We start from the raw sequence: 21,376 nt of genomic DNA on the forward strand, positions 1-21,376 counted from the left end.
TAGATGCAAACAATTGAAAATTGAAGATTGAAAATTGAAATTGGTGACTTAGCCCGCCCCGTTCCGGGTCGGGATGGGGTGGCTGAATAGTTAAAAGGAAAGATTGAAATGAGTGACAAGGATAAAATACGCCTGACTGAAACAGTGCATGGTGCAGGCTGAGCCTGCAAGATAGGTCCAGGGGACCTGGACAAGGCACTCTGTGGTTTGCCTCTCATTTCCCATCCAAACCTGATTGTGGGAATAGAGAGTGCAGAAGACGCCGGAGTTTATAAACTGAGAGAGGATTTGGCCATTGTCCAGACCCTGGATTTCTTTACCCCTATTGTTGATGATCCCTATACCTTTGGTCAGGTTGCTGCGGCCAATTCTTTATCCGATGTCTATGCTATGGGAGGAAAACCAATCGTTGCGATGAATATCGTCTGTTTTCCTATAAATAAGATGGATATCTCTATATTGCAGGAGATCTTAAAGGGTGGGTTGGACAAGATGCGGGAGGCAGAGGTGCTCCTTGTTGGCGGGCATAGCGTGGAAGATGACGAGTTGAAGTATGGGCTTTCTGTAACCGGCACCATCCATCCTGAAAAAGTATTGACCAATAAGGGTGCCAGAATTGGTGATAAACTCATTCTTACCAAACCTCTGGGTACAGGGATTATAAACACCGCCCTAAAGGGAGAGCTAGCAGATGAGGATTCGGTGGCTAAATCAATAGAATGCATGAGCAGTCTGAACAAAAAGGCATCAGAGGTGATGACAGAGGTGGTGGTTCACGCCTGCACCGATGTTACCGGCTTTGGCCTCCTTGGCCATGCATGCGAGATGATTGAGGGAGAGGATGTGGGAATGATTATTTATTCCTCAAAGGTCCCTATACTCCCTGGGACAGAAGAATATGCTATGATAGGACTGATCCCTGGAGGCACGATTCGCAATCGGGATTTCCGCCTTCCTATGATTGAGCGTGCCGCCGATATATCTGATGAGAAGTTGCTGATCCTGTTCGATGCCCAAACCTCGGGCGGATTACTTGCCTCCGTGCCGGAGCAGATGGCACATACCTTACTTGAAAGGCTCCATCAGGAAGGGGTGAGGGAGGCAGCTATCGTTGGTGAGGTAGTATCAGAACCGAAGGGAAAAATCGTGGTGATATAAATGATGAATATTGCAATTCCCGGCATCGGAAAATTGAGGATCAAATAACCTGGTTCATATGCCTTTTTTGAGCGGGATTTCGGGGGCAAAGGTGCTGAGATCACCCTCGCCGAGGCCAAGGAACTACTCGGAATAGGAAGGATGCAAACCCAACCTATCCTAGAATACCTAGATAGTCTCAATCTCACGATAAGAATTGGTGATCATCGAATGAGTTTCACGTTAAAAATTAGTCCATCCTGTTCCAATAAGTTCTTTTAACAACTCTCTAACCTCATACTGTGAGGTTATATTGAACCTTGCTTTTGAGGGACCCAACCCAACCTTTATAGAATATGCCGATTCCGGGAGAACTGCAAAAATATCCTCATCTGTCAGATCGTCACCTATTGTCAGGATGAAATCCCATTTCTCTTTGGAAAGCCATCTCAATGCCGCCCTGCCTTTGTTTATCCCGACGTTTTTGACCTCTATTACCTTACTCCCCTCCAAAACCCCAAGGTTGAGATTGGCGGTGAGATGAAAAAGCGCCTCCTTTAGCTCCCTTACCCTTACTGAATCTAATTCAGATTCTGCCTTTCGATAGTGCCAAACAAGGGAAAATTCTTTCTCCTCTATAAAAGAGCCAGGGGTCCTATCCATGTACAGCTCAAGGATTGGTCTTATCTCTTCCTTCCAATCATTCGTGAGAGGTTCTATCAACTCCCACCCTTTTTCTTTTATCAATGCACCGTGTTCAGCTACTAGGCATAGATTTATATTACCAAACCATTTTTCTAACGTATCTCTGTCTCTCCCACTTATGATTACCATTTCATTCTTGGGGTCTTCGGAGAGTTTTTCGAGCAATTTTAGGAGGGGTTCGGTCGGTTTTGCCACCTCAGGCCTTACAAAAAAGGAAATAAGGGTTCCATCATAATCTAAGAGCAGAAGTCGCCGCTCGCCCTTACGATAATCGCTGACTAATTTCTGTTTCATTTGGGGGGTCAGCACCCTCGCGCACATCTCCCTTTGAATTGCTTTGATAAAGAGCAATCTTTCCACAAAGTCTTCTGCCCATCGCCTCACATTATAGCGCTGCAGGCGCTTCTGCATCATCCTATTGCCCTTTATCTGTTCATCTTCTGGCATTATCAACGCCTTTTCCAACGCCTCCACCAGTTCCTCTTTGTTGTTAGGATTCACTATGAGCGCTTCACCGAGCTCTTTTGATGCACCGGCCATTTCGCTCAATATTAAAACCCCCCTCCCATCTGTCTTGCTTGCCAGGTACTCTTTCGCTATTAGATTCATGCCATCTCTTAAAGGGGTAACTAAGGCAACATCGGCAATACTATATAGGGCATTGAGGGTGGGGAAACGTAAGAAGCGATAAAGATACCAGATAGGAACCCAGCCTATCGTTCCGTGTTCTCCGTCAATCTTGCCGATGAGCTCATCTACCTGTTTTTTTAGGAACCTGTAATGCTCTACCTGAGTGCGCGATGGGACTGCAACTAGAATAAGGGTTACCTTCTCCTTATAGTGGGGATTTTTTTTCAGGAAGGTGTTAAAGGCCTCCAGACGTTGAGGAATCCCTTTTGTATAGTCCAAGCGATCTATTGATAAAATTAACTTGGAGTCACCAAGTTTTTTATGCAGTCTACTCACATCTTTTTGTACCTCTGGCCTTTCGGTAGCCCCTGCATATCCTCCATAATCTATCCCCATGGGGAATACATCCACCCTTATTACGCGATCCTCACCAGCAATTTGGCCTAGGGTGTGTTCGTACCCTAACAAGTTGCGCACATTGCTGAGAAAATGCCGTGCGTAATCATAGGTGTGGAAACCTATCAGATCGGCGCCCAATAATCCCTCTAGAATCTCCTTTCGCCATGGAAGTAGTTGGAAGATTTCAAAGGAAGGAAAGGGTATGTGGAGGAAGAAGCCTATCGTGGCATCAGGCATCTTTTCCCTTATGAGTCTTGGAAGTAACATCAGATGATAATCATGGATCCATATAATGTCATCCTCCTTGGCAACCTCCATAACTGCGTCACAAAAGAACTTATTTACGCGTTTATAGGTCTCATACAAGGTTTCGTCATAGACCACATACTGCGTAAAATAGTGATAGAGGGGCCAGAGGGTCCTATTACAAAAACCATGATAGTAATTATCTACATCATTTTGCGAGAGAAAGACCGGATAGCAATTAAATTCAGAGAGTAATCTCGCTTCAAGGGCCTTTTTTTCTTCCCCATCTTTTTTGTTTAAGGCGATTCCCGGCCATCCAATCCACAAGCTATTGTATGATTTGTAGAAAGACCCCAGACCGATAGCCAAACCACCAACACTTGGTTGAAAATGCAACCTCCTTTTCCTTCTCTCAATACTTATTGACAACCTATTTGAGACAATCAATAACCTCTTCATATCACATCTTCCCTTAGCCCCCTTTGTAAAAAAGAGGTCTTCTATAGTTTGGAAAGATTAACAATAAATTTTACCGTAGAATTGATCTATATGCAAGGTCAAAATATGTTTGTTTGATGGACAGGGTAGGCAAAAAAGAATCTATAGACAAGCAATAAATAATAGAGATTAAACCTTGAGAAGCCTTACCCAAGTATCATTGATAGCAACATTGCCACCGATGGGATCTTGGAGAGGACCAAGCTTTGTCACAGGATCTCTGGTAGCAACAGGCAAAATAGTAACCCCCTTCCCGCGGGTATGATCAAAGCTGGTAGCCTTGCCATCAATTTTTACAGATCCCGCCCCGCACTCCCGATTTCCAAAACCATAGGGAATCCCAACAACACCTGGCATTATTCCTTGGCGGACCATTGCCTGTCCAATAACTGCTGAATTTCTTGATTGCACCTTGACAATATCCCCGGTTCTTATACCATAACGCTTCGCATCTCTTGGATTTATCATAACATAGTTCTGCGGTAGTAATTCTAAGATCCAGCGATTCTGTGCCGTACGCATCATGGAATGATAGGGCAGTCGGTAAGAAATAAGCTTTAGAGGAAAATCTTTATCATATTTGAACCTATCAATGGGCTCATATCTCGGGAATCCATCATAGGTCTTCCCGGTTAAGGAATCTTTACTCTTACCTAACTCCTCATTATATATTTTACAAAGCCCTCTGTAACGATATCGAGCATATTTACGCTGATATGCTTTCTCATAAGGTTCAAAAATACCACCTCTTGAGAGCACAAATTGAAGTCTATGATCGTTGTTTAACACTGGAACCCCAAATCCATAACGTCTTGAGGTTAACATCGTTATGAAGCGCCGATAATACTCCCAGGCATTCTCCAGAGGCCTTCCCTTTTCGAATCCGTCTTTTCCAAATCCTGGGAGGTTCAGTTTTTTTGCGATTTGGATGAATATGTCCTCCATAACTTTGGTCTTGGGGAAAATTGGTATATATCTACCTGTCTTATGGTGGAAATAACCAACGACAGGCTGACGTACCCCGAGGGCCTTAGTAGGAATGCCTGATGCTACTTCACAGATATCCCATCTCTCGAGATAGGTCGTCTCAGGTAAAATATAATCAGCAAATTTCGCACTCTCGGTGATCTCTGTGTCAATGACGACCAGTAGGGGGACCTTTTTCCTATCCCGCAATGTTTCTTCAGCCAACTCCCTGATTGCAGGAACCTCATAGACGGGGTCGAAACGATAGATGATGAGAGCTCCTATACGGTACGGATACCCCTGATAAAGGCTTGGAATGATCTCCTGTACGTTTCCGAAGGCCTTCAGAAAAGGAAACCATGGTCTCTGGGCAGGAAACCCTTTAGCCCTGTATTCGCGGCTCTCTTAATAAGCCACACCAGCCCTATCAATCCGTAATCCAGCAAGGTGAGGCCCATTCTCTACATGCTCCATTTCGAATAAGAGCCGCTTCTTTTTGGTCACTTCCCAGTTTCCACCGACAATCAATCCACCTTTTCTGTTTACATTCCCCACTAGGAGATTCAAGATATTGATCGTTCTCGCCGTGTAGGTTCCATTAACGTGACTGGCCCCTCCTTCGCCCAACTCCGCTACTGCCCTTCGCCCATTTTCGGCAAATTCATCGGCTATCTTCTTTATGTCGTCAGGACCAACCCCACAAATCTGCCCGTACTGTTCAAGCGTCTTCTCGTAAGCCCTTTCCTTCAAAAGAGAAAATACGCTTTTGCATCGAATACCATTGAGGCGGACATCTGCTTCAAGTACTCCGTGATCTACAGAATCAAAGGGGACCACCCTTTCGCCATCAAATACCAGAAATTTTGAAGACTTCCCTGCAAGACCTGCTTCATCCGCTTTTATAAAGGTCATGGTGTCTAGCCTGACCAGGTACGCGGCATCTGTCCAGACCTCTTCGCCATCCCTCTGTGCTGCTTTGGCTGAGGTATTTTCTAGAAAGGCCCTGTTGTACTGTGCCTTTTCTATGATACGCCGGATCATTCCTAGTGCCAACGCTGCATAGGTTCCCGGCTTGATCGGTATCCATTGATGTGCCTTGGAGGCAGACTCCGACATCCGTGGGTCTACTGCTACCCATTTTAGCTGTCCATACCGTCCCTTATATGTCTTTCGATACCCTTTATCTTGTATAGACTCAATGCCGCCAAGGGGGCCGAACCGTGCCTTCATCAATTTCCTGGCAACCGACTGCATGGGATTTCCAGATTCCAGAGGGGATGAACCGAAACTTATAAGATAACGACAATTCAACACATCCGGTTGAAGGTCATCGTGGTCTTGATCAAAAGTTAATTGAAATCCAGTTCGTCGGCTTGAATCCCATAACGTCTCATCTCCGTAAATCCTGTTTACAGAGCCATATGCATTCATGAACCGATTTAAAAAGGTTTTGGCACCAAGATCAATTCGGCCACTCAACAAGATCAGACGGTTCGCTCCAGGCCCAAATTCGGGTCTACTCTTGTCGAGAGGTCTATGTACGTCCCTGATTTGCCGCAAACCCTCGAAGGTACCCTCACCAAAGAGATCACCGCCATTGACGATCTCACCAACGGCCTGCTCCCACGAAATGGCCTTCCATATACCCGAACCCCTGGGACCCACCCGTTTAAGCGGCTCTTTGACACGATAGGGATTGTAAAGGGTCTGAATTCCAGACTGTCCCTTAACGCATGTAGAACCTGCAACTTTGATTGCTTCTTTAGAATCAGTTTGAAAAGGTAGATGAGGTTCTCTTGAATTAGGGTGATAGGGGTTGCCATCAATCTTAACAAGCCATCCATCCTTGATCCTGGCCCTGATACCGCAGTTACCTTCACACATGGCACATACACTATAAATGGTATCAATTCCAGTGACCGTCTCTATAGGGTCGGCAAATCCGCCCCCATAGATATACGGAGGGATCTCTTCTCGCGGACTGAAAAGTTCACACCCTCCAATGATAACTGCCCCACCTAAGAGTGAAACCGTCTTGATGAACTCTCTTCTTGTAATATCCATGTAGTCTCCTCGATGGGTACGTGGTATCTTTTAGCTCAATGGGACATGAAAGCCTAAATAAACAATGGAGTATCTCATTAAGAAAACACCAATTACCACCAAGATGGAACTAACCGTAACCCAGAACTTACTCCTTCTGGTCCTGTGGTACAGAAGGAGAAACAAGGGCACAAACATCCCTATAACAAACTCTCCCCATATGTATGAGGGCTCATGTAAGGCTACCATAATTGATAAGAATCCATTATCTGTGGAAACGAGTAAAACCAACCAGAAGCACATAACCCAGAAAAGATCAATGAGGATAATAGCAACCATCATGGTACAGAGGTCACTGAAGATCGTCTCATCAAACTTTTCCTTTTTGAAATGATTCATGACCAAGGCCACCAGGACTAAAAGGGCAACGCCGGAGAGAATGGCAGAGGTCAAAAAATACCCGGGCATAAGTGCAGAATGCCACCACGCCCGTGCCCTGACGAGCGCAAAGGCGAATCCAGTGTAGGCGTGGACAAAAACGGCAAGCGGTACAGTAATCGTCCCTATAATCTTCATCATCTTTTCGTCCTTGATGTAGATGAACCAGATATAGATCATATCGGCTAGGGGGTACAGAATGAGAAGCCATGTACCATAGGAAAGGACCGAGGTTGGGTTAAAGTAGTATGGGACCATAGTGTGCCAGAAGCGCATTGGCTGTTTGAGATCGAGGATCAGGCACAATGGAGCGACAAAGAGCAGGACAAATGAGATGATAGCTGAAGGGAAGGCCAGTGGCTTATACTTCTTCATCCCGAAGACTGTGGAAAGGGACGATAGAATAAAGGAACCAGCACTCAAACCCGTAAAGTAGAAATAGAGGGGAATGTAAACCTTCCACGGTACTTCATGAGGAACATTATAGAGTACGCTAATATCCATGATTCCCTCTAACGTAGCAATAAAACCAAAAGGTCTTATGTCTTTCCCTTCGCCTTCTCCTTCTTCCAGTATTCCGCAGGTTTTCCCACAATACTTTTCTCGTAATCTAATACGGACTCTTTAAAATCGTCGGAAATTTTGATCCTCCCCATGAGGGTCTCCTCAGGCATGATGTAATGTACCTTCGGCTTTGTCCCCAATTCGGGTTTCAAGACGCTTGTGCTTGTAGTTGCTAACAATTTGGAAATCTCGCTATCAGGGTCCTTCATGTCCCCGAAGGTGATCGCCCTTCCCACACACGATGAGACGCACGCAGGTTCTAATCCTCGATCGATCCGAGCGAGACAAAAATCGCATTTATCAGCGGTCTTTCGAATGGGGTTGAAAAATCGCGCGTCATACGGACAGGCGGTGATGCACATCCCGCAACCGATGCACTTTCCGTAATGTATGACTACAATGCCATCATCACGTTTCTCGGTCGCCTTGACCGGGCAGACCTCTACACAGGGAGGAGTGTCACACTGATTGCACAGCCGTCTCAAATAGTAATTTCTTACCTCCGGGTACGTCCCTTTCTGTACCCCTTTGACCCAGGACCTCCAATACCCGAGGGGGACATTATTTTCGCTCTTACATGCCACGGTGCAGGTGTGACAACCAATACACTTCCGAGTATCGATCACCATCCCCCAGAGTCTTTCCTTCTTTTTCTCTTCTACCTTCTTCTGTGACATTTCAGACACTCAAACCTGCTGAAGCTATCAGTGCCATTATGGCACTTTCCGGTACTGCAACTCACACATGCCCGTTCCACCTCAATGGTAGGCCATTCAATATCCTCTGGTTCTCCTGGAGGTGGCACAAAGATAGCGATAGAATCTCTCCCGGTCCGGGCCGTTCTGTCAGAACTTTTTAGGAAATTAATAATAAAGGTCCCGTACTTCTCTGCCGCATACAGTTTTTCATGGCACTCCTTACATTCATATCTGAATTTCTTACCTTCTAATGTTTTCCCAGACCTGTGGGTCCGATGATGGAATACAACCGGCCCAGGAGATCCTTTGGCATCATAGACAACATCCCCACCTCCATAGATCCGAGAGAGATAAAATAGCGTCCCCAGCAGGGCCACAATGACAATTCCGATTAATACGAAGCCCATACGGCGGCCAAGCCGCGGCCGTCTCATCAGCTCACTGTGAAGGGCAAGCAACGTCTCTCGTTTGTTCTTTCCCTTTTCCATCATCATAAACAGTACCTTCTCTACCGTATAGTTCCTACATACTGCGTCGTTAGCTGTTTTTTTCTGACCTCTGGATTGGTGTAGTCCGGCAGTAACATGGGGGCTACTTTTGACTTGTCAATACCCAATTTCTCGACCTCTTTATCGTATTTTCTTACATGCTCCAAGGTGAGCTTCCCATTCTTGGCTTTATGTAAAGCAAAGAGGGCGGCACTCCTGCCGGCAATACGGCCAAATACAGTGACATCAAGCAATGAATTCCCCATTAGCCGATTCTCACCATGTACACCGCCACTTACTTCTCCCGCGACAAAGAACCCTGGTACAGCGGTCTCTCCTGTCTTTTTGTATTCAAGACCTCCATTTTGATAGTGAAGGGTAGGATATACGAGCATGGGTTCTTTTGAGATGTCGATCCCGTATCTCCTGAAGAGGATGTGCTTCCCAGGGAATTCTTTCCTGACCGTACCCTTACCCCTGAGCATGTCAATCATCGGTGAATCGAGCCAGACCCCCACCTTGCCTGTCGGTGTAGGAACCCCCTTACCCCGTTCAGTGCATTCACGTATAAAGGCTGACGCCTCGACATCTCGCGGTTCTCTTTCATAGACAAACTGTTCACCATCGATATTTAAAATATTTGCCCCAGCCCCGCGAAACTTCTCGGTAATCAATAGTCCCTCAGCCTGTTCGGGGAAGACGGCCCCGGTGGGATGATATTGAACTGTATGGAGAAAACATAGCTTAATACCCAGTCGATATCCCATTATTAGGCCATCACCCGTTGCACCATAGTGGTTTGTGGTCATAAAGTTCTGGATATGGAGCCTGCCTGATCCTCCTGTTGCCATCACTACAGCCTTGGCCTTGACGACAAAATACTCTTCGGTCTCCAGATTATAGAGAATGGCCCCCGCACACTGGCCATCTTTATTGAGAATCAACTCAACAGCAGGGCAGAATTCCAGAACCTTGATGTCTTCGATACGATTGCGGGCCTCGTCCCTGATGGTGCGCATGATCTGCGCGCCGGTGATATCCGCTGCATAGTGCATTCTTTTGCGACAGGTCCCACCTCCGTGCATGGTCATGAGCTTGCCATCCGTATCTTTGGAAAACATCATCCCCAAGTCTTCTAACCAGTTGATAACCTTGGGGGCCTCGGTAACTAAGGTATAGACCAGATCCGGGTCATTGACGAAGTGCCCTCCACCCATTACATCCAGGTAGTGGTAATAGGGAGAGTCTTTATGCCCTTTTGTGGCACCCTGGATACCACCTTCTGCCATCATTGTATTGGCGTCACCATGACGTAGTTTGGTCGCAATGATAACCTTGGCACCTTGCTCCTGTGCCAACAGTGCGGCTGAAGTCCCAGCTCCCCCACCACCTATCACCAAGACATCGGTTTCATGGGCTATATCAGTGAGATCAATCTTGTCGGGATCGACGCGGCTGTAAGACTCGAGAAGGGTAACGATCTCAGGGGAAAGGGCATAACCCTTACTTGGCCCAATCCTCACCGGTGTCTTCGCCCCAGGCTTGTAATCAGGATGAAACTTTTGGAGTATCTCCTGTCGTTCCTCCAACGTCATGGCGGTAACCTCCTCCCCCCTTTTCTTACGCTCCACCCGGGCTGATCGGCTTGCCTCCACCCTTTTTATCAACTCCTTTAATTCTGGTGTATATCCCATGGTGTGCCCTCCAATCAAAGATAATATCTAGTTATTACAAATAATTATGCTCCTTGGGTTCCCAATCGTCTTCAGACTCTGCCGGCTCAATCTCCCGTTCTACATACAGTTTTTTCAAACTATCCTTGTCTGTCTGCATCAACTCTCCGAGACCCTCCTCGTAGTCTCCGGCCTCCAATTTTTTTAGCACCTCCTGCAGGTGCTGGGCCTTTGGAACTAGATACTTACCCTTCAACCTGCGACACAAAATCCCTATGTTGTATTGGCCAATCTCTGCCGGACACCGAGCTGTGCACAAGCCACACATGACACAATCAAAAGAGAGATCTGCTGCTTCTGCTATATCACCTCTGAGAGCAGCCGAGATGTATTCCATCACCTCAATATCCATTGGACAGGATTTGGTACAGGTGTTACAGCCCATGCATTTTAGAATTTCAGGATAGAGCTCAATAACCTGTTCCGCTGTTGGCTCTAATTCATCCAGGTTGTATTCTGCCTTGTTCGCAGGAAAGAAGGGGATCTGAGTCAAATACATGTTTGGCTGAACCACAGTTTGACATGCAAGTCCCACTTCGATCTTAGGACTGTCAGGAAACCGGTACACAGTACCACAAGCCCCACAGATCCCACCTCTACAGCCGCACCCTCTTACTAGCTGATAACCCGCATACTCCATAGCCTTTTGTATGGTAAGTGAATCTGGCACCATGTATCTTTTCCCCATAATATAGATAGGTATTAATCGTTGTTCTTCTTGAGATGTGCCTTTTGGATCCCTGTGCTCTTCTTTTTTCTTCCGGGCATTACTCATCATCCTTCAACCTCCTCAAAAGATAAATTTGCCACCGTATCATCTCATATTTTCTCTTTTTTCTTTACGTTACCATGCCAGAAACACCCCAATGATTATCCCCAAAACTAACGCAGCAATTACCATAAAGTAGTTGTCCAGGAACGTAATCTTTTTCGATGGAGGTATCACCTCAGTCATAACCTCATCCACAATATAATCTTTCAGTTCCGTGTCCACCTGAGGACAGGCCAGCACACAGGAATAGCACTGTTCACAATCCTCTGCCACAATAGCCTCCAAGGCAAAGGAGGTCCTCTGCTCTGTCTTCTCCAACCTTTCTGGTTCCCGCCGAAGGACAGGACAGGAATCTATACAGTTCCCACAGCCCAGACATGCCTTATCCCCAGCTATCTCGTCCTGTTTCAGGTCAAGCCTATGATAGGGTTCCATCCCTTCCGATAAGAGCCTAAACCGGGCAACAGGTGGTTCTTTAATCTTCAGAATTGTATCCACGATCTGTTTTCTTACCTTTTTATCTTTTTTCCCTATCATCTGCATTGCCCCTGCTCCCATTGTTAAAAGGCCTTCCCTTCTTTTAGTCTCGCCTTAAACTCTCTAAAATATTCTTTGGTCATCAAGGGATGACACTTTTTGCAGTTATCGTAGTTCTTATCCTTAAATCGATCTGCCCAAAATATCTCTGTCTTGTAGTGAAACCTGCCGTTATGACACCTCCTACAGCTCTCACAACTCGGGATGTTAATTCTCCACCGTGGATTTTCCTTGATCTTCTCCCAAGCCAGTTTTACCGCTTCCTCATGAGGCCTATTGGAGAGCAAAGGAGGGTTAAATCTTCGATAGGCGTGGCTCACATATTTGTGGCAGGCATCGCACCGCATATGGTTGATTTCTGCATAGTTGATGTCTTTACTCACAACCATTTGTCCATCCTTCTCCACTCTCCTCTCGTGACACTTCTTGCAGTCCCCTTGCATTGCCTTGAAGTGCTTCAGATGGTCCATTTTCAGGCCAATCTCTTTCAGGTCTTTCGGCACATCTTTCTGTCTTGCCTCAACCAGTCTAAAAGAAGACATATGACAGTAGCGACAGTTCTCTATGGCAATATTTTCCAGTATAGGGCGCGGTAGATCTCGTTGCCTGGCATCGAGCTGTGGAACAATATATTGAACGACATGCAGAAGGGCTGCAAACCGTAATTGCATTGACCACTTTGTCCCCATATGACAGGAGGCACAGCTAATTTGGTCATGGGCAAATCCCTCCTTGGCCTTTTCCGCGATCAGCCAATTTGCATAGGACGCCTCTTTCACGTGGCATATCCCGCAGGTATTTGAGCGAGCCGCATAATCAGCGCCCGCAAAGAGCAACGCCACCACCAAAAGGACAATTAGCAACCCTATTGTTATAATCTTTCTTCGTCCCATATCCCTTTATGTCCGATCAGGCAGCCTTTCTCAGTTTAACTCTCTCCAGTTCTCTTCTTGCCCTAAAGGCTGCGGAGATAACACTGGGACCCGAGATACCTACCGGACATTTAACTGCACATCTGCCGCATCCAATACAATACTTCGACAACTCCGTCACCTTTTCATAATCGCCGAGTCGGGTTAACAGTATCAAATCCATGGGAAACTGGTATCCCTCCACCATCTTTACCGGGCATGTCCCCACGCAGGTACCGCAGTTATAACACGTTAAGACCTGCCCCGTATCCTTAATAAGGGCCGATTGCAACATATAGTCAAAGACAAGAAAGATAGCGAATAAGATGGCCAAGGCATTGATAGTCTTCCGATTAGGGGTCTCTCCAGTGAAAATAGTAAAAAATCCAATGGAAAACCAGCTATAGCGGGGATAATCTGGTATACCCTTGATGAGCGCGTCCTGAATGGCGTATAAAAAGCCGAAGTATGCCTGATGAGCCCCTCGAAACATGCCAAGTTCAAAATCGATATCAACGTTCCCCTTTTTTAGTATCGCTTCACGAGCTCCGTTGATGACATTCTCTTTTACCGACATCACATCTTGAAAGCGTTTCAGTTTGATATCGGTAATCGTATGATCCTTAACCTCCACTTGGACCCGGATTTTATTACGAAAGCCCATACCTTCACCCTCATAGACCCCATCTTGTACCCGATTCATAACATTGCCAATGGGTCGATGAGTAGCACGGTATTCGTTTACCTTTCGAACATCGCTCCTTGCAAAGGCATAACCAATCATAAATAAGACAAACAACCCAATCATCCAATAAAGATACGGCCTTTGCTCACGCCGCCACATTACATAGACATGGACCATCAGCACGACAAAGAGTGCGGCCGCAAGGATAAATCTTCCCGATGGCAAAAACGCTGCAACTAATACCGCAAAAATAAACAGTCTTAGCCCTCTGGAATTTAAAACCCTATTCATGATTGCTCCACATACGCAACGACTCGATCGATAAACTCCTTTCCTATTAACCCCTTGTCCATTGCCTGGACAAGGATCTTCTTTGGTATCTTTTTCTCCTCCAGTGCCTTTATCGTATCAATCTGCATAGTCCCGAATATCTCTGGAAGGGGAAGATATTGGACACAAAAACTCTGACAATTTCCGCACCTCACACACTTCAATCCACCATTATTGATAAACCTCCTGTAGTCCCCTACCCTTGCTGCAATAACCAACTCTGCCTGAAAGGCAATCCCTACAGGACACCTGTCCTGTGTCGCATAGCAGGCCCTTCATTCATAACAATAAATCGTAGCCGGATTCCCGTGAAAAAGAGGTTTCATTACATCAAAGACAAGCGCTCCAGAAATACCGAGTAGAATGAGACGATTAAGGTTTTTTGTCAGGGCCCGATCCTGTAAGTTTGGGAAAAACTGATAGCGACGGATTCCGGGCAAACTTAACGGTTGGTCCTCATCAAACCTGACATGTCTTTTGCTTCTTTGCTCCTTGTCGTCGGCTTTCATCCACTTTCTCCTTGTTACACCCCTCACCTCGGCAGCATGAGGGCCATCAAGAACCCTGCAATCAATCCTCCTATCGCTGCCTGAAAGATCTCTTTCCGACTGTTCATATCGAGGGCAAAGGCAATAATAACCCCTGAAACTGCCCCCACGAAAAGAAAAATTATGATCGTCAACATACGATCTCCTTTTTGTCGCTCCCTTACCGCCTCTGGGAAAGAACCTTGGGCACCATGTACCCAATCAGAAGGGCAGCTATCATACCACCGACAATTCCCTGGAAAATGGGTATCATATCAAACTCATAGAGCGCAAACGAAAGAATGGCTCCATAGATCCCTCCTGACACGAGGAACCCCAACAACTGAATCTTCCAATTCCTTGAAGCCTTATCAGTAAACAGGTAGCTTCCAAGCTTAATAAGGAACCCATTAACTCCTGCTATGATAAGGACAAATATGCCAATAATGATGATGTTGCGCACAAATTCGGTCGAACCAGGAGAAAAGATAGAAAGATTTAAAAATTTCATATAGATGGCGGCCATAGGAGCCATAATCGCCATTGCCCCGAAGGTATACGCTCCTCGAATATACCCCGTCTCTGCCCTCATGGTACCTTCACCCATCATGCCGCCACCTCCCAAGGGTGACGGTCCGCACGAGGTGGTTGCGTTAATCATATAGGCCGCCATCACGATGGCAAGCTGAGGCCATGTGATCAAATTAAATTTGGCAGGGCCGAAGAGATACAAGACCGGCACTAGGGCAGCCGTCAATATCCTGCTGCACGAAAGGGGAAGGATGGTCTGAAATTGAACAAAGATCGCTAACATACCTGCCACGCCAAGAAAGGGCAAAAACTTCAGTGCGCTTAAGATCTTCCCTAGGGCATCGAACCCCCCAGTCGCTGCCAGGGCACCTGCCGCCAAAAACCCAGCGGCCATGGCAGTAACAGGCAGAAGGATAATCCCTCCGATCAGATCCGTTATGGTAACGCGACACAGAATGATAATAAGAATCCCACCTATAACGAGGGTCGTCTGAACCGGCATCTTACCTAAGGGCTGAAAGATACCAACCAAGAGCGCAATAACGAATATAGCTAACGAAAGATACCCTCTGAGAGGTGCCTTCGCTTCGATCTCCTCTTTTGCTTCATGCCCGGGGGGAAGATCTCTCAGGGTGACATCTTCGGGATACAGTTTCATGCTCACCATCTTTAAAAAGAGGGCCACCAGTGCCGTGCCCATCATGAGCGAAAAGGCCTGCGGTGCCCTGAGGATACCGTCGGCAGCCGTGGGGAAAAAACTTCCCAGAAAACCCTCGCCGATCTGCCCAACCCCCCCGATGGGAGAGGGGCCGCATGAACCCATAGCATTGCGGGTAAAGGCACCAATGAAGACAATTAATTGGGCCTTTGTAAGAATGCCCATTCCACCCTCTAGGCCAAAAGTGAACAGGAGTGGAAGAAGGGCAGCAGCAATGATTCTGCCACAGGGTAAGGAGGCAATGACCGGCAATTGAATCAGAATTACGAGTGTCCCTACAAGGCCGAGGGGGGTCTTCCTCAGCTTGGCGATAATCACCTTCAAGGCCTCGAATCCTTCCGAGGCCGTCAGCGCTCCCGCCAGGAACAGACCCGTCAACAGGGCTGTAATAGGATGAAGAATAATCCCCCCGATCACCTCATTGGGAAGGAGGAAAATCCCTGTCAAACCATCTGAAAATCCTTTGAATACGGCTCCAATTACCACACAGATCAAGGTAACTAGAATCAGCATCGTCTGAACCGGCAACCTTATCTTACCCATCAAGGTAAGAACCACTGCCACCAAAAAAATTGCAAGATTAATATATCCTACAATTTCCACCCGTTACCTTTCAGAAAGTCCTATTGGAATGCTGTCGCTCACAAATGTGGTCTCTCTTCCTCGATATAAAGGGGATCTTAACTGAATAGCCACTCCTTGATCTTATTAGATGGACCTCATCTCCTACCTGGAAGCGTCCCATACATTGGGTACATCCGGAGAGATTGGCGTTGACTATGCCCCCATCCTCCATTCGTACCAGGACTTCAGTACTCAGCATGCCCGCCAGGGGTAATGGGGATTCTACAAAATCGACGATGATGCCCCTTTTTTTGTCAAACAACTGACGTATCTCTAAAAAGGCAAAAAACCCGACAAGAAAGAAAAATGTCAATAATTCAATGGCCTGCGCATCCATGTAAGCCCCATTTTCTTTCAAAACACTACGACAGCGGTTCCAAGATCTGTATCCTTCGATTCAATGTATCGGCAACGAACAAACGCCCCCTCTTATCTATAGCAACACCTGTGGGTGCATTGAACTCACCCAATCGATTCCCCTTCGTGCCTACAGCAGTGATGAATCGCCCTGTCAGATCAAATTTTTGAATCCTGTGATTCCCGGTATCCGCCACATAGACAAATCCCTTCGGATCCACAGTCATTCCTTGGGCAAGATTAAATTGGCCTTTCTCAGAGCCCATCTCTCCGAACTGATACTTTAATTCTCCTTCAAACGTGAAGGCCTTTACTGCACCATGCTTGCTGTCCATAACGAGTATTGTTCCATCAGGGGCAACCGCCACATCCGTTGGCAGTCTGAACTGAGCCTTTTCATCTCCCCATTCTCCGATTATGCCCTTTACTCGTCCCCTTTCAAAGATCTGAATCCTATGATTTCTCGTATCAGCTACATAGACCCTTCCCTTTGTATCAACGGCAACCCCCTGGGGAGTAAAGAACGATCCTGCAATTCCCCCGAGCGTCCCTATTGAACCAATGGGTTCGCCCCCTTTATCAAAGACCTGTACCCTCCCATTATTACTATCTACCACATAGATATGTCCTGACCGATCCGCCACAACCCCGCGAGGATAGTTAAATTTGCCCAAAAGGCTCCCAGGACCTCCAAAGCGTTTTAACGGTTCTCCCTCCATGGTGAAAATAAAAACACAGTAACTCGATGAGTCAGTAATAAGGACATGATCTTCCGAATCGATAGAGACATCGTAGGGATTCTTAAAATCGTTCTCGATCACCCGTAATTCAGAGGCAAAGGCCTCCTTTCCTCTCCATCGGAGCGGCCCACCAGCCAGGGTAAAAAGGGTGGCATAGCCAAAGCCCTTGATAAAGGCCCTTCTAGTTAGCTTTTCGGGCCAGAAGTTGTCCATTGTCCCATTTCCTGATTAACGAGCGTATTTATTGACGCCCTCTTCATACAGATCCTTTCCATAGGTATCATTAATCACCATAACGGGGAAATCCTCTACCTCCAGGCGCCTGATGGCCTCTGGCCCCAAGTCCTCATAGGCAATGATCTCTGCCTTCTTGATGCTTTTAGAGATCAAGGCCCCTGCTCCACCAGTGGCCCCGAGATACACCGCCTTGTACTTCACCATGGCGTCCTTGACCTCCTGCGACCTCATCCCCTTTCCGACCATTCCCTTGAGCCCCATCTCAATAAGTTTAGGGGAATAGGCGTCCATTCGATAACTCGTGGTGGGACCTGCCGAACCAATGGGGTTGCCCGGCTTGGCCGGGGCAGGCCCCACATAGTAGATGATCTGCCCCTTTATATCAAAGGGGAGTTCCTCTCCCTTATCTACGAGCTCGATGAGCCGTTTGTGGGCAGCATCCCTTCCAGTATAGATGATACCGGTAATGAGGAGTTTGTCCCCTATGTGCAGGCCCTCAACCACATCATTGGTCAAAGGGGTGTTGATTCTCTTTACCTCAGCCATCGCATTCCTCCTGTAGCTAGATTATCTCTTCTTTATACCGGTCAGCATGACATTGAATGTTGACCGCTACCGACAAGCTGGCAATATGGCAGGGAATCATATTCACATGCACTGCCAGGGCAGTAGTCCTTCCTCCATACCCTTGGGGGCCGATCCCCAAGTCGTTGATCCGGCCCAGAAGATCCTCCTCTATCGCGGCGAGCTCAGGATCGGGATTTTTGCTCCCAACAGGGCGCAAAAGGGCCTTCTTGGCAATGAGGGCCGTCTGTTCAAAGGTCCCGCCGATCCCGACCCCTACAACAATGGGAGGACAGGGGTTTGCACCTGACTCCTTTACCCGCTGAACCACATACTCCTTCACCCCCTCTAGGCCTACGGCCGGGGTGAGCATCACAACCCTGCTCATGTTCTCACTACCTCCACCTTTGGGAGCAGCCATAATTTTTATCTTATCCCCAGGGACCATCTCCAGATGAATGATGGCCGGAGTATTGTCCCCGGTATTCTTACGGGTGAAAGGATGACAGGCAGATTTGCGCAAGTACCCATCCTGATAACCCTGCCTTACACCCTCATTGATCGCCTCATTGAGATCACCTCCCACCAGGTGTACATCCTGTCCTAGCTCAATAAAGACCACTGCCAGCCCGGTATCTTGGCAGATTGCTATCCCCTCGTCTTTGGCAATCCTGGCGTTCTCTATCAACTCATTGAGGATCTCCTTGCCGATGGGGGATTCTTCCACCTCCAGGGCCTGATGTAAGGCCGCCAACACATCGTCCCCCAGGTTGATGTTGGCATCGATAAAGAGGCCTCTCACGACCCTGGTTATTTCTCCTACGGATACCTCTCTCATCCCCTGAACCTCCTTTCCCCAGCCTATGCCTCTTTGGGCATTGCTATCAGCCCCTCCTTCATGAGTAGTTTTGTCTCTTCCCTCGCCCTCTTTATAATCCGGGTGGCATTCTCAAAGAGTTCCTCGCGAGAGGGCTTCACTCTGGCCACCCCCTGCTCGATGGCCTTCAACGCTACAGCCACCGCCTCGCGGGGGAAGACCTCCCACTCACCCATGGTGGGAATGAGGTACTCTTCACTCATCCCGATGTCCTCGGCGCAACGGGCCAGCTCCTCGGCCGCAGCGATGCACATCTCATCGGTGATGGTAGTAGCCATAACATCAAGGGTCCCACGGAAGATCCCCGGAAAGCCCAAGGAGTTATTTACCTGGTTGGAAAAATCCGAGCGGCCGGTGGCAACAATCTTCGCCCCTGCCTCCTTGGCCTCCCAAGGCCAGATCTCTGGAATGGGGTTTGCGCAGGTAAAGACTATGGAATCTTTTGCCATGCTCGCTATCCAATCCTTCTTGATCACGTCCGGACCTGAACGGGAAAGGGAAATGAGGACATCTGCCCCTTTCATTGCCTCCGGTGTTGTTCCCACTAAGCCATCTTTATTAGTTATCTGGCAGAAATGCCATTTTTCTTTGTATTTATCCTTCAGCTCTGTGCGACCTGGATGTAATGTCCCCTTGCTATCCACCATGACGATGTTGCCAGGAGTCACCCCAGCGGCGATCAGCACCCTTGTAATAGCGATGTTGGCCCCCCCGGCACCATTCATGACGATCCTCACCTGATCCATCGCCTTTCCCACAATCTTGAGTGCATTGATCAGACCGGCCAAGGTGACCGCTGCGGTACCCTGCTGATCGTCGTGCCAGATAGGTATCCGGGCCTGTTTGCGCAGGGTATCAAGGACATAAAAACATTTCGGCTGGGAGATATCTTCCAGGTTTACACCGCCAAAGCTCGGTTGCAAGAGCAAAACGGTCTTGATGATCTCATCGGGGTCCTTGGTATCCAGACAGATAGGGAAGGCATCAACCCCCCCGAGATACTTAAATAGAATAGCCTTTCCTTCCATCACAGGCAGAGCCGCTTCAGGACCGATATCCCCCAAGCCCAGGACCCTGGTCCCATCGGAGACCACAGCCACCATGTTGGCCTTGTTGGTGTGTTGGAAAACCTGCTCAGGATTCTTATTGATGTCCCTGCACGGCTCTGCTACCCCAGGGGTATACCAAATGGCGAAATCATTAAAGTCCCGAATAGCACATTTAGGGGTAACCTCCACCTTCCCTTGATAAAAGGGATGGAGTCTCATGGCATCCTGGGCCGGTTTCTTCGCCTTGGCCAATAGCTCTTCTTTGGTAAGTTTCATGGTTCCCTCCTTGGTTCCTAATTGTTTTCTATATATCCCCTCCCTTATAGCCACACGAACTCCTGATGATGAGTTCAGGCTCCAAGACCTGCTCCAGACCTACCTGATCCCCCTCTATTCTCTGCATCAATCTGCGCACTGCCATGGAACCCAGGCTGTACTTTTTCTGAGATACAGTGCTCAAACCCACCATCCGCAGGGAGGCGAATTCGATATCATTAAACCCCAAGAGGGCCACATCCTCCGGGACCTTCACACCTTTTTCCAAGAGGGCATCATATACACCCAAGGCCATATAATCATTGAAGGAGAAGATGGCGGTAGGTGGGTGGGCAAGGGAGAGGAACCTCTTGGCCGCCTCATAGCCTGACCCCTTCAGGTAGTCCCCCCCGAAGATAAGATCATCGTCAATGGAGAGGCCATGCTTGTCCAAGGCCCTGCGTACCCCCTCCATCCGCTCCATAGTGACAGAAGACTCTAGACTCCCCCTGACGATCCCGATCCTCCTGTGCCCCATCTTCAACAGGTGTTCCAGGGCCATCTCTCCACCCTTTATGTTATCAACCCCGACATAGTCCACTTTGCCAGAGAGGTCAGATTCTAAGACCTTCCTGTTTACCAACACGAGGGGAAACCCTTCCTGGGCCAGGGCGGCCACATATTCATCCTTTATATGGGCCGAGGTGAGGATGATACCATCCACCCCCTTTCTCCTCAACTCCCTGATATGTTCCCCCTCCAGGGAGAGATCATAATTGGTGCAACACAAGATTACGCTATAACCAAAGGACCTGGCGGTATCCTCGATCCCCTGGGACAGCTCAAGATAAAAGGGATTTCTTATAGTTGTGATGATCAGCCCTAGGACCTTGCTCTTCTTTAACACCATGCTACGGGCAACCAAACTGGGTTGATAATCCAACTCCTTGATCAACTTCAAGACCCTCTCCCTCGTGATCTTCTTTACCCCAGGCCTATTGTTTAAGACCCTGGAGACGGTGGTATGTGATACGTGAGCTAGTCTTGCTATGTCTTTGATGGTCAAGTAATCCATTTATGTTAACGTTAACATAAATAAACAAAAAAAACAACTAAA

Annotated in this window: 23 protein-coding genes; 2 read left to right on the top strand and 21 right to left on the bottom strand. The window is 47.6% G+C overall.

What is annotated here, in order from left to right; genetic code table 11:
* The first annotated feature begins 108 nt into the window (after positions 1 to 108).
* Positions 109 to 1,158, top strand: a complete 1,050-nt coding sequence (selD, locus tag JRI46_04960; protein MBW2038935.1) for a selenide, water dikinase SelD — start codon at positions 109 to 111, stop codon at positions 1,156 to 1,158.
* A gap of 99 nt (positions 1,159 to 1,257) precedes the next feature.
* A complete protein-coding gene (locus tag JRI46_04965; GenBank protein MBW2038936.1) occupies positions 1,258 to 1,419 on the top strand; it encodes a SelB C-terminal domain-containing protein in 162 nt (53 codons plus the stop codon).
* Here JRI46_04965 and JRI46_04970 read toward each other — a convergent pair.
* From JRI46_04970 to JRI46_05070, 21 genes are all read right to left on the bottom strand, one after another.
* Complete coding sequence (locus JRI46_04970; GenBank protein MBW2038937.1) at positions 1,381 to 3,576, bottom strand: bifunctional alpha,alpha-trehalose-phosphate synthase (UDP-forming)/trehalose-phosphatase; 2,196 nt, start codon at positions 3,574 to 3,576, stop codon at positions 1,381 to 1,383. The genes JRI46_04965 and JRI46_04970 overlap by 39 nt on opposite strands.
* Positions 3,577 to 3,744: 168 nt before the next feature.
* A complete protein-coding gene (locus JRI46_04975; protein MBW2038938.1) occupies positions 3,745 to 4,806 on the bottom strand; it encodes a molybdopterin-dependent oxidoreductase in 1,062 nt (353 codons plus the stop codon).
* Positions 4,807 to 4,986: 180 nt separating this feature from the next.
* Positions 4,987 to 6,645 carry a molybdopterin-dependent oxidoreductase gene (locus JRI46_04980; GenBank protein ID MBW2038939.1) on the bottom strand — a complete coding sequence of 553 codons (1,659 nt, stop codon included), beginning with the start codon at positions 6,643 to 6,645 and terminating at the stop codon, positions 4,987 to 4,989.
* Positions 6,646 to 6,675: 30 nt separating this feature from the next.
* The gene (gene nrfD, locus JRI46_04985) at positions 6,676 to 7,566 is read right to left on the bottom strand and encodes a polysulfide reductase NrfD (GenBank protein MBW2038940.1); all 891 of its coding nucleotides are present in this window, start codon (positions 7,564 to 7,566) and stop codon (positions 6,676 to 6,678) included.
* A gap of 35 nt (positions 7,567 to 7,601) precedes the next feature.
* Positions 7,602 to 8,303 carry a 4Fe-4S dicluster domain-containing protein gene (locus JRI46_04990; GenBank protein MBW2038941.1) on the bottom strand — a complete coding sequence of 234 codons (702 nt, stop codon included), beginning with the start codon at positions 8,301 to 8,303 and terminating at the stop codon, positions 7,602 to 7,604.
* Entirely contained in the window at positions 8,285 to 8,818 is a 534-nt protein-coding gene (locus JRI46_04995; GenBank protein ID MBW2038942.1) for a hypothetical protein, read from the bottom strand. Before JRI46_04995 ends, JRI46_04990 begins: the two co-directional genes overlap by 19 nt.
* Before the next feature lie 14 nt (positions 8,819 to 8,832).
* Entirely contained in the window at positions 8,833 to 10,506 is a 1,674-nt protein-coding gene (locus JRI46_05000; GenBank protein MBW2038943.1) for an FAD-binding protein, read from the bottom strand.
* Between the two features lie 34 nt (positions 10,507 to 10,540).
* Positions 10,541 to 11,320, bottom strand: coding sequence for a 4Fe-4S dicluster domain-containing protein (locus JRI46_05005; GenBank protein MBW2038944.1), 780 nt, complete (start codon positions 11,318 to 11,320; stop codon positions 10,541 to 10,543).
* 69 nt (positions 11,321 to 11,389) lie between these two features.
* Complete coding sequence (locus JRI46_05010; protein MBW2038945.1) at positions 11,390 to 11,854, bottom strand: 4Fe-4S dicluster domain-containing protein; 465 nt, start codon at positions 11,852 to 11,854, stop codon at positions 11,390 to 11,392.
* Between the two features lie 23 nt (positions 11,855 to 11,877).
* Complete coding sequence (locus tag JRI46_05015; GenBank protein MBW2038946.1) at positions 11,878 to 12,747, bottom strand: hypothetical protein; 870 nt, start codon at positions 12,745 to 12,747, stop codon at positions 11,878 to 11,880.
* A 16-nt stretch (positions 12,748 to 12,763) separates the two neighbouring features.
* On the bottom strand, positions 12,764 to 13,741 hold the full coding sequence (locus JRI46_05020) for a 4Fe-4S dicluster domain-containing protein (protein MBW2038947.1): 978 nt from the start codon (positions 13,739 to 13,741) through the stop codon (positions 12,764 to 12,766).
* The gene (locus JRI46_05025) at positions 13,738 to 13,998 is read right to left on the bottom strand and encodes a hypothetical protein (protein MBW2038948.1); all 261 of its coding nucleotides are present in this window, start codon (positions 13,996 to 13,998) and stop codon (positions 13,738 to 13,740) included. The genes JRI46_05020 and JRI46_05025 overlap by 4 nt, the downstream gene beginning before the upstream one ends.
* Positions 13,999 to 14,055: 57 nt before the next feature.
* The gene (locus tag JRI46_05030; protein MBW2038949.1) at positions 14,056 to 14,289 is read right to left on the bottom strand and encodes a hypothetical protein; all 234 of its coding nucleotides are present in this window, start codon (positions 14,287 to 14,289) and stop codon (positions 14,056 to 14,058) included.
* Positions 14,290 to 14,312: 23 nt separating this feature from the next.
* Positions 14,313 to 14,465, bottom strand: a complete 153-nt coding sequence (locus tag JRI46_05035; protein ID MBW2038950.1) for a hypothetical protein — start codon at positions 14,463 to 14,465, stop codon at positions 14,313 to 14,315.
* A 23-nt stretch (positions 14,466 to 14,488) separates the two neighbouring features.
* Positions 14,489 to 16,159: a hypothetical protein gene (locus tag JRI46_05040; protein ID MBW2038951.1), complete on the bottom strand. Its 1,671-nt coding sequence runs from the start codon at positions 16,157 to 16,159 to the stop codon at positions 14,489 to 14,491.
* 10 nt (positions 16,160 to 16,169) lie between these two features.
* Entirely contained in the window at positions 16,170 to 16,517 is a 348-nt protein-coding gene (locus JRI46_05045) for a hypothetical protein (protein ID MBW2038952.1), read from the bottom strand.
* Positions 16,518 to 16,542: 25 nt separating this feature from the next.
* Positions 16,543 to 17,490, bottom strand: coding sequence for an NHL repeat-containing protein (locus JRI46_05050; GenBank protein MBW2038953.1), 948 nt, complete (start codon positions 17,488 to 17,490; stop codon positions 16,543 to 16,545).
* A 15-nt stretch (positions 17,491 to 17,505) separates the two neighbouring features.
* The gene (locus JRI46_05055; protein ID MBW2038954.1) at positions 17,506 to 18,060 is read right to left on the bottom strand and encodes a Fe-S-containing hydro-lyase; all 555 of its coding nucleotides are present in this window, start codon (positions 18,058 to 18,060) and stop codon (positions 17,506 to 17,508) included.
* Between the two features lie 16 nt (positions 18,061 to 18,076).
* Positions 18,077 to 18,916, bottom strand: coding sequence for a fumarate hydratase (locus JRI46_05060; GenBank protein ID MBW2038955.1), 840 nt, complete (start codon positions 18,914 to 18,916; stop codon positions 18,077 to 18,079).
* Positions 18,917 to 18,939: 23 nt separating this feature from the next.
* A complete protein-coding gene (locus tag JRI46_05065; protein MBW2038956.1) occupies positions 18,940 to 20,280 on the bottom strand; it encodes an NADP-dependent malic enzyme in 1,341 nt (446 codons plus the stop codon).
* A gap of 28 nt (positions 20,281 to 20,308) precedes the next feature.
* Positions 20,309 to 21,334: a LacI family DNA-binding transcriptional regulator gene (locus tag JRI46_05070; GenBank protein ID MBW2038957.1), complete on the bottom strand. Its 1,026-nt coding sequence runs from the start codon at positions 21,332 to 21,334 to the stop codon at positions 20,309 to 20,311.
* Between the last annotated feature and the right edge of the window lie 42 nt (positions 21,335 to 21,376).

The organism is Deltaproteobacteria bacterium, from assembly GCA_019308925.1.
Lineage (GTDB): Bacteria > Desulfobacterota > B13-G15 > B13-G15 > RBG-16-54-18 > JAFDHG01.

Bases quoted from the DNA above. Each gene is read 5' to 3' on its own strand.
- JRI46_04970 (MBW2038937.1), bottom strand. From the start codon at position 3,576: ATGAAGAGGTTATTGATTGTCTCAAATAGGTTGTCAATAAGTATTGAG.
- JRI46_04980 (MBW2038939.1), bottom strand. From the start codon at position 6,645: ATGGATATTACAAGAAGAGAGTTCATCAAGACGGTTTCACTCTTAGGT.
- nrfD (MBW2038940.1), bottom strand. From the start codon at position 7,566: ATGGATATTAGCGTACTCTATAATGTTCCTCATGAAGTACCGTGGAAG.
- JRI46_04990 (MBW2038941.1), bottom strand. From the start codon at position 8,303: ATGTCACAGAAGAAGGTAGAAGAGAAAAAGAAGGAAAGACTCTGGGGG.
- JRI46_04995 (MBW2038942.1), bottom strand. From the start codon at position 8,818: ATGATGATGGAAAAGGGAAAGAACAAACGAGAGACGTTGCTTGCCCTT.
- JRI46_05000 (MBW2038943.1), bottom strand. From the start codon at position 10,506: ATGGGATATACACCAGAATTAAAGGAGTTGATAAAAAGGGTGGAGGCA.
- JRI46_05005 (MBW2038944.1), bottom strand. From the start codon at position 11,320: ATGAGTAATGCCCGGAAGAAAAAAGAAGAGCACAGGGATCCAAAAGGC.
- JRI46_05010 (MBW2038945.1), bottom strand. From the start codon at position 11,854: ATGATAGGGAAAAAAGATAAAAAGGTAAGAAAACAGATCGTGGATACA.
- JRI46_05015 (MBW2038946.1), bottom strand. From the start codon at position 12,747: ATGGGACGAAGAAAGATTATAACAATAGGGTTGCTAATTGTCCTTTTG.
- JRI46_05020 (MBW2038947.1), bottom strand. From the start codon at position 13,741: ATGAATAGGGTTTTAAATTCCAGAGGGCTAAGACTGTTTATTTTTGCG.
- JRI46_05030 (MBW2038949.1), bottom strand. From the start codon at position 14,289: ATGAAAGCCGACGACAAGGAGCAAAGAAGCAAAAGACATGTCAGGTTT.
- JRI46_05035 (MBW2038950.1), bottom strand. From the start codon at position 14,465: ATGTTGACGATCATAATTTTTCTTTTCGTGGGGGCAGTTTCAGGGGTT.
- JRI46_05045 (MBW2038952.1), bottom strand. From the start codon at position 16,517: ATGGATGCGCAGGCCATTGAATTATTGACATTTTTCTTTCTTGTCGGG.
- JRI46_05050 (MBW2038953.1), bottom strand. From the start codon at position 17,490: ATGGACAACTTCTGGCCCGAAAAGCTAACTAGAAGGGCCTTTATCAAG.
- JRI46_05055 (MBW2038954.1), bottom strand. From the start codon at position 18,060: ATGGCTGAGGTAAAGAGAATCAACACCCCTTTGACCAATGATGTGGTT.
- JRI46_05060 (MBW2038955.1), bottom strand. From the start codon at position 18,916: ATGAGAGAGGTATCCGTAGGAGAAATAACCAGGGTCGTGAGAGGCCTC.
- JRI46_05065 (MBW2038956.1), bottom strand. From the start codon at position 20,280: ATGAAACTTACCAAAGAAGAGCTATTGGCCAAGGCGAAGAAACCGGCC.
- JRI46_05070 (MBW2038957.1), bottom strand. From the start codon at position 21,334: ATGGATTACTTGACCATCAAAGACATAGCAAGACTAGCTCACGTATCA.